General features: G+C 67.6%; 14 protein-coding genes. 5 read left to right on the forward strand and 9 right to left on the reverse strand.

The features are described 5' to 3' along the window. Positions 1-57: 57 nt before the first annotated feature. The 4 genes from J2X06_RS01735 to J2X06_RS01750 all read right to left on the reverse strand — a co-directional run bounded on the left by J2X06_RS01735 (position 58) and on the right by J2X06_RS01750 (position 5,120). Positions 58-1,299, reverse strand: coding sequence for a multifunctional CCA addition/repair protein (locus J2X06_RS01735; RefSeq protein ID WP_310057468.1), 1,242 nt, complete (start codon positions 1,297-1,299; stop codon positions 58-60). Between the two features lie 343 nt (positions 1,300-1,642). Further along, complete coding sequence (locus J2X06_RS01740) at positions 1,643-1,969, reverse strand: hypothetical protein (RefSeq protein WP_310057470.1); 327 nt, start codon at positions 1,967-1,969, stop codon at positions 1,643-1,645. Positions 1,970-2,084: 115 nt separating this feature from the next. Beyond that, the gene (locus J2X06_RS01745) at positions 2,085-3,002 is read right to left on the reverse strand and encodes a complex I NDUFA9 subunit family protein (RefSeq protein ID WP_310057473.1); all 918 of its coding nucleotides are present in this window, start codon (positions 3,000-3,002) and stop codon (positions 2,085-2,087) included. A gap of 27 nt (positions 3,003-3,029) precedes the next feature. Beyond that, positions 3,030-5,120, reverse strand: a complete 2,091-nt coding sequence (locus J2X06_RS01750; RefSeq protein WP_310057475.1) for a lytic transglycosylase domain-containing protein — start codon at positions 5,118-5,120, stop codon at positions 3,030-3,032. A gap of 158 nt (positions 5,121-5,278) precedes the next feature. Here J2X06_RS01750 and J2X06_RS01755 point away from each other — a divergent pair, with 158 nt between their 5' ends. The 3 genes from J2X06_RS01755 to J2X06_RS01765 all read left to right on the forward strand — a co-directional run bounded on the left by J2X06_RS01755 (position 5,279) and on the right by J2X06_RS01765 (position 9,881). Continuing rightward, the gene (locus J2X06_RS01755; protein ID WP_310057477.1) at positions 5,279-6,082 is read left to right on the forward strand and encodes a sulfite exporter TauE/SafE family protein; all 804 of its coding nucleotides are present in this window, start codon (positions 5,279-5,281) and stop codon (positions 6,080-6,082) included. A gap of 222 nt (positions 6,083-6,304) precedes the next feature. After that, positions 6,305-9,229: a TonB-dependent receptor plug domain-containing protein gene (locus J2X06_RS01760; RefSeq protein ID WP_310057479.1), complete on the forward strand. Its 2,925-nt coding sequence runs from the start codon at positions 6,305-6,307 to the stop codon at positions 9,227-9,229. 208 nt (positions 9,230-9,437) lie between these two features. Continuing rightward, positions 9,438-9,881 (forward strand): hypothetical protein, encoded by a 444-nt coding sequence (locus tag J2X06_RS01765; RefSeq protein WP_310057481.1) that lies wholly within the window; start codon positions 9,438-9,440, stop codon positions 9,879-9,881. A gap of 7 nt (positions 9,882-9,888) precedes the next feature. On the opposite strand, the gene J2X06_RS01770 is transcribed toward J2X06_RS01765, so the two are convergent. From J2X06_RS01770 to kduI, 3 genes are all read right to left on the reverse strand, one after another. Beyond that, positions 9,889-10,389, reverse strand: coding sequence for a cupin domain-containing protein (locus J2X06_RS01770; RefSeq protein WP_310057484.1), 501 nt, complete (start codon positions 10,387-10,389; stop codon positions 9,889-9,891). Positions 10,390-10,415: 26 nt separating this feature from the next. Beyond that, positions 10,416-11,171 carry a 2-dehydro-3-deoxy-D-gluconate 5-dehydrogenase KduD gene (kduD, locus tag J2X06_RS01775; protein WP_310057486.1) on the reverse strand — a complete coding sequence of 252 codons (756 nt, stop codon included), beginning with the start codon at positions 11,169-11,171 and terminating at the stop codon, positions 10,416-10,418. 145 nt (positions 11,172-11,316) lie between these two features. Continuing rightward, the gene (gene kduI / locus J2X06_RS01780; RefSeq protein WP_310057488.1) at positions 11,317-12,162 is read right to left on the reverse strand and encodes a 5-dehydro-4-deoxy-D-glucuronate isomerase; all 846 of its coding nucleotides are present in this window, start codon (positions 12,160-12,162) and stop codon (positions 11,317-11,319) included. Positions 12,163-12,381: 219 nt separating this feature from the next. On the opposite strand from kduI, the gene J2X06_RS01785 reads away from it, so the two are divergent. Together J2X06_RS01785 and sigJ are read left to right on the forward strand one after the other, a co-directional pair. After that, entirely contained in the window at positions 12,382-12,849 is a 468-nt protein-coding gene (locus J2X06_RS01785; protein WP_310057490.1) for a carboxymuconolactone decarboxylase family protein, read from the forward strand. 17 nt (positions 12,850-12,866) lie between these two features. Further along, on the forward strand, positions 12,867-13,757 hold the full coding sequence (sigJ, locus tag J2X06_RS01790) for an RNA polymerase sigma factor SigJ (RefSeq protein WP_310057493.1): 891 nt from the start codon (positions 12,867-12,869) through the stop codon (positions 13,755-13,757). Between the two features lie 9 nt (positions 13,758-13,766). On the opposite strand, the gene J2X06_RS01795 is transcribed toward sigJ, so the two are convergent. Both J2X06_RS01795 and J2X06_RS01800 read right to left on the reverse strand, forming a co-directional pair. Further along, positions 13,767-14,861 carry a LacI family DNA-binding transcriptional regulator gene (locus J2X06_RS01795; RefSeq protein ID WP_310057496.1) on the reverse strand — a complete coding sequence of 365 codons (1,095 nt, stop codon included), beginning with the start codon at positions 14,859-14,861 and terminating at the stop codon, positions 13,767-13,769. Positions 14,862-14,900: 39 nt separating this feature from the next. Next, entirely contained in the window at positions 14,901-15,044 is a 144-nt protein-coding gene (locus J2X06_RS01800) for a hypothetical protein (RefSeq protein WP_310057499.1), read from the reverse strand. Between the last annotated feature and the right edge of the window lie 53 nt (positions 15,045-15,097).

The raw sequence follows: 15,097 nt of genomic DNA on the forward strand, positions 1-15,097 counted from the left end.
TCGTCCTGAGCGTAGGGCCGCAGGCCCGAAGTCGAAGGAAGCGTAAGCGCGCGAGCGCTAAGGCTTCTTGCCCGTGGCATGCGCGATCGCGGCGATGCGCGCGCGCCGCATCGCTTCGCCAACGGCGGCGCCTTGCGGTTCGTTGCCCTGCGCATCGCGCGGCAGGTCGGCGGCGCGCACCGCCATCGCTGCGGCATGTGCGGCGATCAGCGCGCGGCCGGGCGGATAGTCGTCTTCGGCATGGCCGGTGCGTCCGCGCTTGTCGGCCTCGCAGGCCAGCGCGATCTGGGCGATGCGCTCGGGGCGGCGGAAGCCGTCGCATCGGGCGATCAGTTCGTGCACGGTCTGGGCACGCAGTTCGTCGAAGCGGTGCACGTTGAGGTGCTCGCGACAGACGGCTTCGGCCAGCTGACGATGCTCGCCGGGCACTCTGAGCCGCTCGCAAAGTGCGCGCAATGGGGCCAGGCCCGCCTGTTCGTGGCCGAGGTGGCGCGGCAACACGTCCTGCGGGGTCAGGGCCTTGCCCAGGTCGTGGGTCAGCGCGGCGAAGCCGATCAGGTCGTCGCCGGGTGCTATCCGGGCCGCCATGTCGCAGACCAGTTCGATGTGCACGCCGGTGTCGATCTCCGGGTGGAACTCCGCGCGCTGCGGCACGCCGTACAGCGCTTCGACCTCGGGCAGCACCACCGCCAACGCACCGGCGTCGTGCAGCGTGCGCAGGAACGCGGCGGGCGCTGCGCTGGCCAGGGCACGGCGCAGCTCCTGCCAGACGCGTTCGGGGGTCAGCTCGGCCAGTTCGCCGGATTGCGTCATTTCACGCATCAGCGCCATCGTTTCCGGCGCCAAGCTGAAACCCAGCGGCGCAAAGCGGGCCATGAAACGCGCCGCGCGCAGCACACGCAGCGGGTCCTCCGAAAAAGCCGGTCCGACGTGACGCAGTACACGCGCCTTCAGGTCGTCGGCACCGCGATACGGGTCTACCAGGGCGCCGTGCTCATCCTGCGCGATCGCGTTGATGGTGAAGTCGCGCCGGCCCAGGTCCTGCTCCAGCGTCACCGACGGATCGGCATCGACGACGAAGCCGCGGTAGCCGCGCCCCGACTTGCGTTCGGTGCGCGCCAATGCGTACTCCTCGCCGGTCTGCGGGTGCAGAAACACCGGGAAGTCGCGGCCGACGGCCCTGAAGCCGGCGGCCTCCATCGACGCCTGCGTCTCACCGACCACGACGAAGTCGCGGTCGCCCGGCGGCAACCCGAGCAGGCGGTCGCGCACCGCACCGCCGACCAGGTAGGTTTTCATGGACTGCACCTCGATGCGCGCGCGGCCGTGCCGATGGCGTGATCTTAGTGGGTCATTCGTCTCGACGGCGCGGAGTACCGCCATCGCCGACGAGCAATCTGTGAAAGGACGCAGCGCGCCTATCTCCCGTTCGCCCTGAGCGTAGCGCAGCGAAGTCGAAGGGTAAGCGGGCCCGTATCGCTCGCCGGTCCGTCCGTCCTTCGACTTCAGGAGCTGGCGCGCTTACGTTTCCTTCGAATTCGGGCCTGCGGCCCGACGCTCAGGACGAACGGCGCTGTGGTCGCGTGCGTGTACTTCCGTTCGCCCTGAGCGGGGCGCTGGTGAAGTGATCAGCTGCCGGCGATCAGTCCTCCAGGCTATTGATGCCCCGACCTGACTGCATCGCATCACGGGCCTGCTGGGCGTCGGCCTTGCGCTGCGCCCCGGACTTGCACACTCGCGTGATCATGTTGCTGCCCACCTTGCGCTCATTGCGGCAGGTGACCTTCTCGTCGGCGTCGCTGGTACGCACGGTTTCCGAGGCGTGCTTGCTGCCGACGATGGTGGTGGCCTCAGGCGCTGCAGCTGGCGCCGACTGGGGCGCCGCTGCGGGCGCTGCCTGGGGGGCGGTGCCGGATTGGCCGCTCATCAGGCCGGACAGGGCGAGGGCGATCAGGAATGTGTTGGTCATTGGCTGCTTCCTTTCAAGGCGTCGGCGACCATCGCCGCACGCGGTCGTCACACGCTATCGAACCCGCGCGTTTCAGACTTTGCCGGAAGCCGACGTTGGAGGGCCGGAATCCCGCTCAACAGCCGGCGAGGATCTCGTCCAGTTTCGATTCGACCGATGTCGGCGCAATGCCGAGCTTGCGCAGGTCGTCGTTGAAGCTCACCGAGTCCAGTTGCAGCGTGCGCCAGTTGTCGCGGCTGATCGGCTTGCCGGGCAGGAATTCGCCGACATCGGCCTGCAGCTTGCCCAGCGCATTGGGCAAGGAGAGCACCACGCGATGGCGGCCGCGCGCGCGGGCGGTCAGGCGCACGATCTGCGCCAGGGTCATGACGTCCGGACCGACCAGGTCGTAGCTCTCGTGGATGCTGGCGGGCTGGTCTAGCGCACGGGCATAGGCTTCGGCAACGTCGCCCACCCACACCGGCTGGAACTTCGCGTCGGCGCGTCCGATCGGCAAGGCCGGCGACAATTGCAGCAGCCGGTCGAACCGGCAGAACAGCCCATCGCCCGGCCCGGCGATCACCGAGGGGCGCAGCAGCGTCCAATCCAACCCGCTGCAGCGCACGTGCTGCTCGGCGCGACCGCGCGACTGCAGGTAATGGCTGTCGCCGCGACCGGCGTTGAGCGCGCTCATCTGCAGCAGGCGGCGCACTTGCATGCGTTTCATGGCCGCGATCAATGCGTCGGTGATGCCGACGAACACGGCTTCGAAACCTTCGCCGCGATCGCCCTTCTCGTTGAGGATGCCGACCAGGTTGACCACCGCGTCGGCGTCGTCCAGCACCGCGGCCAGGAAATCGGTATCGCTGACGTCGCCTTCGATCAGGCTGGCCTCGCGCGGAAGCAGCGCACGCTTGGCGTTGTACGCGCGCTCGTCGGCGCCACGCCCGCGGCCGAGCACGGTGACGCGATCGCCGCCCTGCAACAGGCGTGCAACCAGATGCCGGCCGACGAAGCCGGTTCCGCCCAGGACCACCACATGACGACGTGCCATGGGCCAAGTGTAGGCCCCGCGCGCCTTTCAAGGCTGTGACGAAGCCCGCTGTGGCGACGTTTGCTGCGACGGCTTGCGTCGCGCCGCCTCGCTCGGTGGCGGCGCCTGCACAGGACACGCGAACCGCTTGCGCGGTCCGTCGAGACGGCCGCGCATGCGGTCGTCCAATGCCAGCGCGTCGCCGTTGAGGCGCCAGTCGTAGATCACGCTGAAGGCGAGCACGCGGGCCACGTAGTCGCGCGTCTCCTTGTAGCTGATCGTCTCGATCCAGAAGTCCGGGTCCATCCCCGGCCGCTGCGACTGCCAGCGCGCCAGCGCCGTCGGGCCGGCGTTGTAGCCGGCGATGGCCTGGTAAGGCTGTCCGCCGTACTTGTCGAGCAGTTGCCGCAGGTAGGCACTGCCCAGGACGATGTTGGTGTCGGAGTCGTACAGGCTGTCGGCACCGCCCCAGGGCAGGCCCAGGTCGCGGGACACGTCGGCGCCCGTTTCCGGCAGCACCTGCATCAGGCCCATCGCGTTCGCTCCGGAACGCGCACGTGGGTAGAACACGCTCTCGGCGCGTATTTCGGCGGCGATCCAGGCCGGGTCGAGCCGGTTCTTCGCCGCTTCGCGCTTGATCGTCTCGTCGTGGTGCAGCGGGAAGCGCAGCTCGTACAGGCGCAGTTCGTCCGGACTCTTGCCCAGCGAGAACACCGCACGGTCGAACCAGCCGTAGCTCTGCGCAACCTCGACGGCGACCCGGCGCTGGTCGTCGTTGAAGCGCGACAACGCTTCATCCCACTCGCGCGTCGCCCAGCCGACGCGGTCGATGCGGAACAGTCCCAGCGCGCGGACGATGGCCGCATCGCTCGCCACGGCCGTCTTTGCCGCCGCGTTGTCGTCGACCACGCGCGGACACAAGGCATAGGGTGCGCCGATCCGGTCCGCGGCGAGGAAGCCGTGAAATTCCGGCTTGCGCGCGGCTTCACGGTAGAGCGGCTCGGCGCTCGCGCGACTGCCGGAGCGTTCATGCAGACGGGCCAGGAAGTATTGCCAGCGTGAATCGCCGCGCTGCTTGTCGCCCATCTTCTGGATCGCCGCCTGCGCCGCGCGCCAGTCCGAGCGCGCCAGCGCCTCGCGCACGCGCCATTCGTGCAGGCGCTCGTCGTAGGCAGAGGCGGGCACGGCGTTGAGGCGACGCGCCGATGCGGGCCCGTAGGAAGCCACGGTCCACAGCGCGATCTGGTACAGCACGCGCCCACGGTCCTGCTCGGTGAAGCCGAGCGCATCGGCGTACTTGGGCAGTTGCGCTTCGGCATCGTCCGGCGATTGTTTGCCCAGCATCGCCAGCGCCTGCGACGCCATGCGCCGGCTGCGCTCGGTTTTCGGCCAGGCCAGTGCGCGCTCGTGCGGGGTATCGAAGAACGCGGCGTAGTCGTTGGCCAGCGCCTGCTCCTCCGCCGGCAGCCCGGCGGCGGCGATGCGGATCACCGAGGGTTGCCACGCGTCAGCAGCCAGGTCGATGCGTTCCCAGCGCATTTCGGGAGTGAGGCCGCCATCGCGTTCGGCCAGTGCCTGCATCGGCTTCTCGCAATCGCTGGGCAGCTGCTTGCCGGTGCTGCGCCAGATCGCCTGCGCATCGGCGACCCATTGCGCGTCGGCGCGGCCCTGTTGCAGGCGCGCATTCAACTCGCCGCAACGCAATGCGGTGTTCTTGTCCAGCTTGTTGGAGGGCTGCGGATTCCACGCCGCCAGATAGGCCGTCCAGTCCTCGCGTCGGGCGGTCGCCGGCAGCCAGACCTCGCGGAACGCCTCGGCCACGGGCTGGCCGCTGTAACGCGACAGGAACCCCTGCGCCTGCGAGTTCGACAGCGTGTCGATGTTGCGTCGCAGGTAGGCGTACTCGATCCATCCGTACAACGGATGACGGACCAGGTCGGCGTACTGGCTGGCGTCGTACTGCCCGGCTTCGGCAGCCTCGATCGCGGCGCGTACGCGCGGCAATTGCGGATCGTTGACGGCCACGACCGCCGCCATCGTCGTCGATGCGGAGGACGCGCTCGATTTGGCACAGGCCACGGGGATGAAAGCGCTCGCCAGTGCGGCGAGTACGATGGTCAGGCGTCGGGGGAGGCGCATGGCGGGGACTATAGCCCAGCGATGTGAAGCGTCGTTTGACGTTTGCGGCCGCATGAAATGCGACGGTTCATGTTGGACGATATGGATGTTGCGTGAGTCACATGCGTGCACGCGATGGAATTGATCGTCGATTGTCATGACGAAAGGAGAAGTGCGGAGTGTTCACAGCGGTCATTGCGTTTCTCGCACTGGGTGCGATCGCCGGCGTGCTTGCCGGCTTGCTGGGTGTCGGCGGCGGACTGGTGCTGGTCGCCGCGCTGGTCTGGCTGTTGCCTACGCTGGGCATTCCGCAGGAAGCGGCGATGCATGCCGCGCTGGCCAGTTCGCTGGCCAGCATCGTGCTGACCGCGACGGCTTCGGCGCGCGCGCATGCGCGACGCGGCAGCGTGATGTGGCCGACGGTGGCGTGGATGGTGCCGGGTCTGCTGCTCGGTGGCTGTCTGGGCAGCGGCATCGCCGTGCGCGTGGACGATGACGTGCTGCGCTACATCGTCGCCGGCTATTGCTTCCTCGCCGCGCTGCAACTGCTGCTGGGCGGCACCCGCAAAGGTGTCGACGGCAACACCGCGTCACCGCCGCGTGGCGCCCCGATGAGCCTGGCGGGCGTGGTGATCGGGGCGGTGTCGGCGGTGGTCGGCATCGGCGGCGGCAGCATGACCGTGCCGCTGCTGGTCTGGCGGGGTATCGCCCCGGTACGGGCGGTGGGCACTTCCTCGGCCTGCGGCGTCGCCATCGGCCTGGCCAGCGCGGTCGGGTATGCCCTGCACGCCCCGGCCGGCGCACTGCCCGAGCACGCCATTGGCTACGTCTACTTGCCGGCGGCGGCCGGGGTCGCGGTGGCCTCGGTGCTGGCCGCGCCCTATGGCACCAGGCTGGCCCACCGGCTCCACGGCGACACCCTCAAGCGGGTATTCGCCGGTTTCCTGGTGGTGGTGGGGGTGAGCCTGCTGCTGGGGGGCTGAGCTCGCTGCAATGCCCGACTGGCCGGTCTGGACTGCTTCCGACGTTTCTGCTGCCTCGTCTGCACAGCGCAGGAGAAAGCGCCGGCTGCCGCTGTGCCGAAAGTGACCGTGTCCTTTGCCGACTTGTGGCTTAGTAACGAATTGTTTACAACTTATGCCACGTCGTGCGGACAGGGGTGCGCGGCCGCCTTGCTTTATTGCCATTTTTCGAGGGAGAGAGAGATGAAAGCGTTCCGTCGTCAGTCCCTGGCGAAAGCCATCCAGTTGTCGTTGCTGATCAGTCTGCCGGGCCTCGCGGCCGCGCAGGAGACCACGCCGCCGCCGACGCAGCCGTCGGCTACCACGCTCGACACGGTGACCGTCACCGGTACCCGCATCAAGCAGACCAATGCCGTCACGGCACAGCCGGTGTTCGTGCTGGACCGCACCAAGATCGAGCAGACCGGCCTGCAGACCGTGGGCGAACTGCTGCAGCAGCTCACCTCCTCCGGCAAGGCGCTCAACGCCAAGTTCAACTCGTCGGGCAACTTCGGCTATCCGCCGGACGGCGGCGGCATCGGCGCCGGTTCGGCCCAGGTCGACCTGCGCAACCTCGGTTCGCAGCGCACCCTGGTCCTGGTCGACGGCGTGCGTTGGGTCAACGAATCCTCCGCCTCCGGCGTCAGCGGCAGTGCCGACCTCAACACCATCCCGATGGCGATCGTGGAGCGCGTCGAAGTGCTGGAAGACGGCGCCTCGGCGATCTACGGCTCCGATGCCATCGCCGGCGTGATCAACATCATCACCCGCCGCACCTTCGACGGCGCCGAAGCCAATGCCTACTACGGCCAATACGATGACGGTGGCGAAACCACCGACATCAGCCTGACCCTGGGCGGCAGCGGTGAGCGCTGGTCGGGTGTCTTCACCGCCAGTTACTTCGAGCAGGAAGACATCAGCTCCGCTTCGTGGGACCAGTCGGCCGTGCCGGAACCGGGCGCAGGTCCGGGCGCTGGCAGCTCCGGTGTCCCGCAGGGCCGCTTCGTGTTCTGCGATCCGCGCCAGCCGGTCGGCTCCCCGGGTTTCTGCGGCGACGCCACCAACGATGCCTCGTTCTACAGCGTGACGCTCAACGACGGCACCGCAACACCGGTGTGGGATCCCAACAACCCCAATGGCGGCACCTATCACCGCTTCGCCGCAGCGGACCGCTTCAACTTCGCACCGTTCAACCTGCTGCTGACGCCGCAGAAGCGCAAGTCGATCTTCACCAATCTGTATTACGACATCACCGACAACACGCGCCTGCACGTCAAGGGCCTGTACAACAACCGCACCTCGACCAACCAGGCCGCGCCTGAGCCGATCTTCGTCGGTCCCGATGCAGGCACCGGCGGCATCGCCGACACCATCTCGGTGGCGGCCAACAATCCGTACAACCCGTTCGGCATCGCGCTAACCGCTGGCGACAACTTCAGCTTCATCGGTCGCCGTCCGCTGGAAGTCGGCCCGCGCATCTTCACCCAGGACGTGGATACGTCCTACTTCAACATCGGCCTGGACGGCGTGTTCGACATCGGCAGCCGTAACTTCGGCTGGGATGCCAACTACGCGCACGGCGAGAACAAGGCCGAGCAGACCTTCCTCAACGGCTACAACGTCGCCAAGATCAAGACCGCGTTGGGCGACCCGGCCGTGTGTGCGCAGGTGCAGGGTTGCGTCCCGCTCGACCTGTTCGGCGGCCAGACCCGTCCGATGACGCAGGATCAGATCAACTGGATCCGTACGCGCCAGATCGACTCCAGCGAACAGGTGCTGGACCTGTACCAGGCCAACGTCACCGGCGACATGTTCAACATCGGCGATCGCACCGCCGGCTTCGCGGCGGGCGTGGAACATCGTCGCTATCGCGGCGAGTTCAACCCCGATCCGCTGCGCCAGACCGGCGAGTCGCAGGACTCGCAGGCGTTCCCGGTCAAGGCCAGCTATGACGTGGACGAGGTCTATTCCGAGTTCAACTTCCCGATCCTGTCGAGCCTGGAACTGTCGGCGGCGATCCGTTACTCGGATTACTCGACCTTCGGCAGCGCCACCACCGGCAAGGTCGGCTTCCGCTGGCAGCCGATCGAAGACCTGGTGCTGCGCGGCACCTGGTCGGAAGGCTTCCGCGCGCCGAACCTCGGCGAGTTGTACGGTCTGACCCAGTTCGGCGCGACCCTGACCGACCCCTGCGGCCCGACCGGTGCACCGGTGGTCGATACGTCCAACGGCGTCTCGGCAGGTCTGGAAGCGGCGTGCGTCGGGGCCGGCGTCCCGAACGGCTTCGAGCAGGCCAACACACAGATCATCACCTTCACCGGTGGTAACCCGGATCTGGATGCCGAAGAGTCGGAGAACTACACCGTCGGTGCGGTGTACGCCCCGAGCTGGGCGGAAGGCCAGAGCTGGTCTAACAAGCTCGATTTCGAGGTCAGCTACTACAACTACAAGGTGGACGGCGCGATCCAGGCGGCCGACATCCAGTCGCTGCTCGACAAGTGCTACGAGGAGCAGGGCGGCACCGGCCCGGCTTGCGCGCCCTTCGCCCGCAACTTCACCGGCAACCTGTTCCCGCCGCAGAACCGCCTGGCCAACCTCGGCACGATCGAAACCGATGGCGCCGACTTCAAGGTCAACTGGCTGAGTCCGGAATGGGGCTTCGGCCACCTGACCGGGTCGCTGCAGTCGACCTGGGTCAACGACTACGAGGCGGTCGACCAGGATGGCAACGTCGCCCAGCGTGCGGTCGGCATCGAGGTCAACGACAGCGCCATCCCGGAATGGCAGACCAACGTGCAGCTGGGTTGGGGCAAGGGCAACTGGGACGCGAACTGGAACATCCGCTACATCAGCTCGGTCGAGGAGGACTGCACCAACGCCACCATCGCCGAGGTTCCGGGCTGTCTCAATCCGCAGCAGATGAACACCCTGGGTTCGGTCACGTACAACGACTTCCAGGTCAACTGGAAGGAAGCGTTCACCGAAGGCCTGAAGCTGACGCTGGGTGTGAACAACGCGTTCGGCAAGGAACCGCCGATTTGCGTGACCTGCTCGCTCAACGGTTACGACGCGGGTACCTACGACCTGCCGGGTGCGTTCTGGTACGTGAGCGCCAACTACCGCTTCTGATGCGCGGCAACCAGGTGTGACGAAAACGGCCGGTGTCCTCACCGGCCGTTTTTTGTCCGGTGCAGTCCGTACATGCGCGCCACACGGCTGATGCGACGTCACCCGGGTGAAGCGCCGGTCCGCTTTCCGGGGCCTGACTGGCGGTTGACCGTTCGGCGACGATGCCGACGTCTACCGCGATGTGGCCTGCGGGAGATAACGGAAATCGATGAACACCTACGTCGGACCGGAGCGTCGCCACGGCCACGCGGATGGCAATCGCCGGGGTGCACCCGTGGGGCACGATGCCCTGTCGATCTCGATCCGACCCCATCCGGCCGGGCTTCGCGCCGAAGTGGGCGGCGAGGGCACGCTGGAGAACACCATCGCCTCCTGGCAACTCATCGTCGATCACGTGCGCCGTCACGACGCGCGCGGCGTGCTGCTGGTCGATCGCATGACCGGCCCGGCGCTGTCGGCGGAGCAATGGCGCGCGCTGGTGGAGGCGATGGAAGGTCAGGGCCTGGAGCGCGTGCGCATCGCCCATGCCAAGCCCAACGGGTTGCAGGAAGTCGAGTACTGCGAGATCTATGCCCTGGAAGCCGGCATCGACGCCCGGGTGTTCGAGGACGAGCGGCTGGCCGACCTGTGGCTTCGCCACCCGGAGCGCTGATCCGACGTCAGGGTTTATTCGGCGCGACGGCCTGCGCGCGCTTGCGATAGACCACGATGATGACCAGGTCCTGCTCGCCGCGCTGGGCGAGTGCGTGGGTGCTGCCGTCGCGGGTCAGGATTGCGTCTCCCGGCCCGACTTCGCTCCCCTTCCCATCCAGCGTGAGTTCGCCCCGGCCCGACAGCACGTAATAGATCTCGTCCTTGTCGTTGCGGTGTTCGCCGATGGTCGCGCCCGGATGCAGCGCGCGCTGGCGGAACACGATATCGAAGTCCGGCGACGCCTCGAAGAACGGATAGGCAGTGGTGGTGCCCAGTCCCTCATGCGGACCGGGTTGCTGCACGGCGATGTCGCGTGCGTTCTCCACGTAGGAACCGTGCTGCGACGATGCAGGTACTGCCTCCTGTGCGAAGGCGGTTGCGGCGAATGAAAAAGCGGCCGCGATCATCCCGATCGAAATCGGCAGGACCGCAGCCGTGAGGCGATATCGACGTGGGGAGGGGGGCATCGTCGTTTGCCTCGCAAGAGGTGGTGTCAGCGCGCCAGCCAGCCGCCGTCGACCGGGATGATCGCGCCGTTGACGTAGTCCGACGCGCGCGAGGCCAGGAACACCGCGGCGCCGCCGAGATCGGACGGCTCGCCCCAGCGCGCGGCCGGGATGCGGCCGAGGATATCGCTGCTGCGCTGCTCGTCGGCACGCAACTGCGCGGTGTTGTCGGTGGCCATGTAGCCCGGCGCGATGGCGTTGATGTTCAGGCCCTTGCTCGCCCACTCGTTGGCGAGCAGGCGGGTGATGCCGGCGATGCCGCTCTTGCTGGCGGTGTACGAGGGCACGCGGATGCCGCCCTGGAACGACAGCATCGAGGCGATGTTGATGATCTTGCCCGAGCCCTTGGCGATCATGTGGCGGCCGGCGGCCTGGGCCATGAAGAACGCGCCCTTGATGTTGACGTTCATGACGTCGTCCCAGTCCTTCTCGCTGAAATCCACCGCGTCGGCGCGACGGATCAGGCCAGCGTTGTTGACCAGGATGTCGAGGCCGCCGAGGCCGTCGAGCGTTTCGCGCACGACGCGGTCGATAGGCTCCAGGCTCGACAGGTTCGCCTCGATGGCGACGAAGCGGCGGCCGAGCGCACGCACGCGCTCCTGCGTCTCGGTCGGCGGGGCGATGCCGGCGGCGGCGATGTCGGCGCCGGCCTCGGCGAGCGCAATCGCGACGCCCTGGCCCAGGCCGGTGTTGGCGCCGGTGACCAGCGCGACCTTGCCTTCGAGACTGAACGGATTGGCCATCAACAATTCCCCTTTGCTATGCGTGCGTTGCTCGTCATTCCCGCGCAGGCGGGAATCCAAGGACGGTCGCCGGACGTCCGCGCAGCGGCCATCCGACGGACGTGGATTCCGTCATCCCCGCCTTCGCGAGGATGGCGGCGCGGTGTTACTTCAACTGGCAGATATCGAGCTGGTTCATGTCGGTGTAGTCGAGGTTCTCGCCGCCCATGGCCCAGATGAAGCAGTAGTTCTTGGTACCCGAGCCCATGTGGATCGACCACGGCGGCGACACCACGGCCTCGTCGTTGGCGATGACCAGGTGGCGCATGTCGGCCGGATCGCCCATGAAGTGCATGACGCGCTGGTCGGCGAGGTCGAAGTAGAAGTAGACCTCCGAGCGGCGGTCGTGCAGGTGCGGCGGCATCGTGTTCCACACGCTGCCCGGCTTGAGGATGGTCAGGCCCAGCAGCAGTTGGCAGGACTTGCACGTGGCCGGGACGATGTACTGGTAGATCGTGCGCTCGTTGGAGGTTTCCAGCGCGCCGCGCTCCAGCGGAACCGCCTGCGAGATCGAGATGTGCTTGACCTCGAAGCGGGCATGCGCCGGCGTCGAGGCGAGATAGAACTTGGCCGGGTTGGCCGCGTCGCCGGAAGCGAACTCGACCTGCGCGCTGCCCATCGGCACGTACAGGCCGTCCTTGGGCTGCAGCGTGTAGGCGGTGCCGTCGACGGTCACCGTGCCGGTGCCGGCGCCGACGTTGACGATGCCCAGCTCACGGCGCTCCAGGAACGGCTTGCCGGCGGCCGAGGCCGGTTCGGTCTGGGCCGGCAGCGACACCGGCGCCGTGGTCGGGGCGGCGCCGCCGATCACGAAGCGCTCGTTGTGCGAATAGTTCAGCGTGACCTGGCCGGGGGTGAACAGATTCGAGATCAGGTAGCGCTCGCGCAGCTGGTCGTTGCTGGCGCCGGCCATCATGTCGGGATGGGTGGCGTGGTAGGTCTTGCGGAACATCGGGGCCTCCGGAATGCATGGCGCGGCCGGCTGGGAGCGCGGCGGGATGGGACCATGATAGCGAGGTTTAGGTAACCGGTGTCAATAAGCCTGGCTCGCCCCGGAAAGCCTTGCCGGACGGGCTTCCGCGACAGGCGGGCCGGGGACGCGTCACAACCGGGCGTGCCGGATCGTCATACCAGTGAACGACGGATTTCCCGTCCCCCAGGAATGACCCCCATGAGCACCACCGTATCCACGCATCCCGCCGCCGCCCCTGCCGCCGGCCGTCCGGTCCGCCATGAGACCGTCATTGGCGACGTCTACCAGACCCTTGCCGCAGTCCACCCCGTGATCAACGGCCATGGGCTCGAAGCAGGACTGCGCCACCTCGTGCATCTGCGCGCCTCGCAGATCAACGCCTGCGCCTTCTGCATCCGCATGCACGTGCGCGAGGCGCGCGAGCACGGCGAGAGCAACGAGCGGCTGGAACGGCTGGTCGTCTGGCGCCACGTCGAGGACTTCAGCGCCAGCGAGAAGGCGGCACTGGCCTGGACCGAGGCCTTGACGGTGCTCGACCAGCGCACCGATTACGCTGTGCTGCGGGCGTCGCTGCGCGAGCATTTCAGCGAGGAGCAGATCGGCGCGCTGACCGCGGAAGTGGCGATGATCAATCTGTGGAACCGCATCCAGGTTTCCAATCACTGAGGACGCACGACACCGACATGCCGCCCATTGCCGACGCCATTGCCGCCTTCGAAGCCAACCGGTCGCTGCTGATGGGCCTGGCCTACCGCATCCTCGGCTCGCGCGCCGATGCCGAGGATGCGGTGCAGGACACTTTCCTGAAATGGAGCGAGGCCGACCACGCCACGATCGACAACGCGGCGTCCTGGCTGACCACGGCCTGCACGCGTCGCTGCATCGACGTGCTGCGCTCGGCGCACCGCAGCCGCGTCGACTACGTCGGCTCGTGGCTTCCCGAACCCATCCACACCGCGGTGGACGACATGCAGGCCGAACACGCGTTGCTGGCGTCGTCGTTGGGAACGGCGTTCCTGCTGATGCTCGAACGCCTGACTCCGAAGGAGCGCGCGGCCTACCTGCTGCACGAGATCTTCGACCGGCCGTATCCGGAAATCGCCTCGATCCTGGACATGCAGGAAACCGCCTGCCGCAAGCTGGTATCGCGTGCCCGCGAGAACATCGAGAAAACGCACGTTCGTCATGTCACGCCGCGCCCGCAGCAGGAGCAATTGCTGGCGGCGTTCGAGTCTGCGGTGCTCAGCGGCGACACCAGCGGCCTGGCCGGCCTGCTGGCCGAGGACATCGCGCTGCGTGCCGATGGCGGCGGCAAGGTCACCGCCGTGCGCGAAGTCCTGCACGGCAAGCAACGCGTGCTGGATTTCCTGGCGGTGATGCAGCGCTACTGGAGCGATTACCGCTGGGTCTTCATGGAGATCAACGGCAGCCGCGGTCTGTCGCTGGAGGACGACGGCGGCGAATCGGCGGCGTCGGTGACGTTCGACTACGACGATGCCGGCCGCGTCCGCGACATCTTCATCATGCGCAACCCCGACAAGCTCGGCCGGCTGCACGCGCCGCCGATCACGTAGGGCGGCGGGTCAGCCCTTCGGCCGCTGGCTCGAATCGCGCACCACCAGTTGCGGCGTGACCAGGCGCGGCGCGCTCGTGGCGGCCTCGTCCGGCGCTGGTTCGTCGGACAGCAGCATCTGCGCCGCCTGGCGGCCCAGGTCGCGGATAGGCAGGTGGATGGTGGTCAGCGCCGGCCACAACTGCGAAGCCAGCGGACTGTCGTCGTAGCCGACCACGGACAGGTCGCCGGGAATCGACAGGCCGCGCCGCATCGCCGCCTTGTACACGCCGGCGGCCATCTCGTCGTTGCAGGCGAAGATCGCGGTCGGACGCGGCGACTTGGCCAGCAGGTATTCGGCGCCGGCCACGCCCGACTCGAAGGTGTAACCGCCTTCGTAGGTGTAGTCGGCCGGCAGTTCGACGCCGCGCTCGTTCAGTCCCTCCACGAATCCGCCGCCGCGTTCGATGGTGGAGCGGTAGCGGCGTGGACCGGTGATCAGGCCCAGCGTGCGGTGGCCGAGCGATTCGAGGTAGTTGGCGGCCTCGGTGCCGGCCTGGCGGTCCTGGGTGACAACCATCTGCGGGCCCGCGTCGAGCGGAATGGAGGCGATGCGCACGTAGCGAACGCCGATCTCGCGCAGCGCCGCGGCCAGTTGCTCGTCCTCGGATACGCGCGGGATCAGGATCACGCCGTGCAGCTTCTGCTGCAGCGCGAAGCGGCGCACGCTGTCGATGTAATCCTCCTGCGTGCTGTCGCAGGGATGCACGACCAGCTCGTAGCCGGAGTCGCGCAGGGCGTCGAGCGCGCCGTACTGCATGTTGACGATGTACTGCGCGGTCGGGTTGTCGTAGATCATCCCGATCAGGAACGAGCGCCGGAACGCCAGCCCGCGCGCCTGCGGGTCGGGCGTGTAGCCCAGCTGCTTCATCAACGCGAGGATCTTCTCGCGCGTTTCCGGATGCACCAGCGGCGAGTCGTTGATCACGCGCGACACGGTCTTCTTCGACACGCCGGTGAGCCGGGCGATGTCGTTGATCGTGGCCTTGCCGGCCGGCAGCGCGGTGTCCTGCGACGGATCCTGGACCGGGCGGGCGCGGGATCGACGCGGTGCGGTTTTGGTCATGGCGGGATCACGGAGTGGTTACGACATTCTAGCCGGGCTTCACGGCAACGCCCGGTACCGGTAATCGAGCAAACGCACCGTTCCGCTGCCGGCGGTGTAGAGCCCGGCCGCAGCGACAGCCGAGCGAGCGCCCGGCAGCAGCGCGGCGAGCGCCAGCAGGCCCAGGGCCCTTCGCGGCGTCATCGTCTCCTCATCTCGTCACGGCCCGCTTGTGCCACCGCGTCGGTCGCATGGCC

This window comes from Lysobacter niastensis (assembly GCF_031457115.1).
GTDB classification, from domain to species: domain Bacteria; phylum Pseudomonadota; class Gammaproteobacteria; order Xanthomonadales; family Xanthomonadaceae; genus Lysobacter_J; species Lysobacter_J niastensis_A.

What these genes read in the sequence shown, in the direction of transcription:
- J2X06_RS01735 (WP_310057468.1), bottom strand. Translation starts at nt 1,299, where the DNA reads ATGAAAACCTACCTGGTCGGCGGTGCGGTGCGCGACCGCCTGCTCGGG.
- J2X06_RS01740 (WP_310057470.1), bottom strand. Translation starts at nt 1,969, where the DNA reads ATGACCAACACATTCCTGATCGCCCTCGCCCTGTCCGGCCTGATGAGC.
- J2X06_RS01745 (WP_310057473.1), bottom strand. Translation starts at nt 3,002, where the DNA reads ATGGCACGTCGTCATGTGGTGGTCCTGGGCGGAACCGGCTTCGTCGGC.
- J2X06_RS01750 (WP_310057475.1), bottom strand. Translation starts at nt 5,120, where the DNA reads ATGCGCCTCCCCCGACGCCTGACCATCGTACTCGCCGCACTGGCGAGC.
- J2X06_RS01760 (WP_310057479.1), top strand. Translation starts at nt 6,305, where the DNA reads ATGAAAGCGTTCCGTCGTCAGTCCCTGGCGAAAGCCATCCAGTTGTCG.
- J2X06_RS01765 (WP_310057481.1), top strand. Translation starts at nt 9,438, where the DNA reads ATGAACACCTACGTCGGACCGGAGCGTCGCCACGGCCACGCGGATGGC.
- J2X06_RS01770 (WP_310057484.1), bottom strand. Translation starts at nt 10,389, where the DNA reads ATGCCCCCCTCCCCACGTCGATATCGCCTCACGGCTGCGGTCCTGCCG.
- kduD (WP_310057486.1), bottom strand. Translation starts at nt 11,171, where the DNA reads ATGGCCAATCCGTTCAGTCTCGAAGGCAAGGTCGCGCTGGTCACCGGC.
- kduI (WP_310057488.1), bottom strand. Translation starts at nt 12,162, where the DNA reads ATGTTCCGCAAGACCTACCACGCCACCCATCCCGACATGATGGCCGGC.
- J2X06_RS01785 (WP_310057490.1), top strand. Translation starts at nt 12,382, where the DNA reads ATGAGCACCACCGTATCCACGCATCCCGCCGCCGCCCCTGCCGCCGGC.
- sigJ (WP_310057493.1), top strand. Translation starts at nt 12,867, where the DNA reads ATGCCGCCCATTGCCGACGCCATTGCCGCCTTCGAAGCCAACCGGTCG.
- J2X06_RS01795 (WP_310057496.1), bottom strand. Translation starts at nt 14,861, where the DNA reads ATGACCAAAACCGCACCGCGTCGATCCCGCGCCCGCCCGGTCCAGGAT.
- J2X06_RS01800 (WP_310057499.1), bottom strand. Translation starts at nt 15,044, where the DNA reads ATGACGCCGCGAAGGGCCCTGGGCCTGCTGGCGCTCGCCGCGCTGCTG.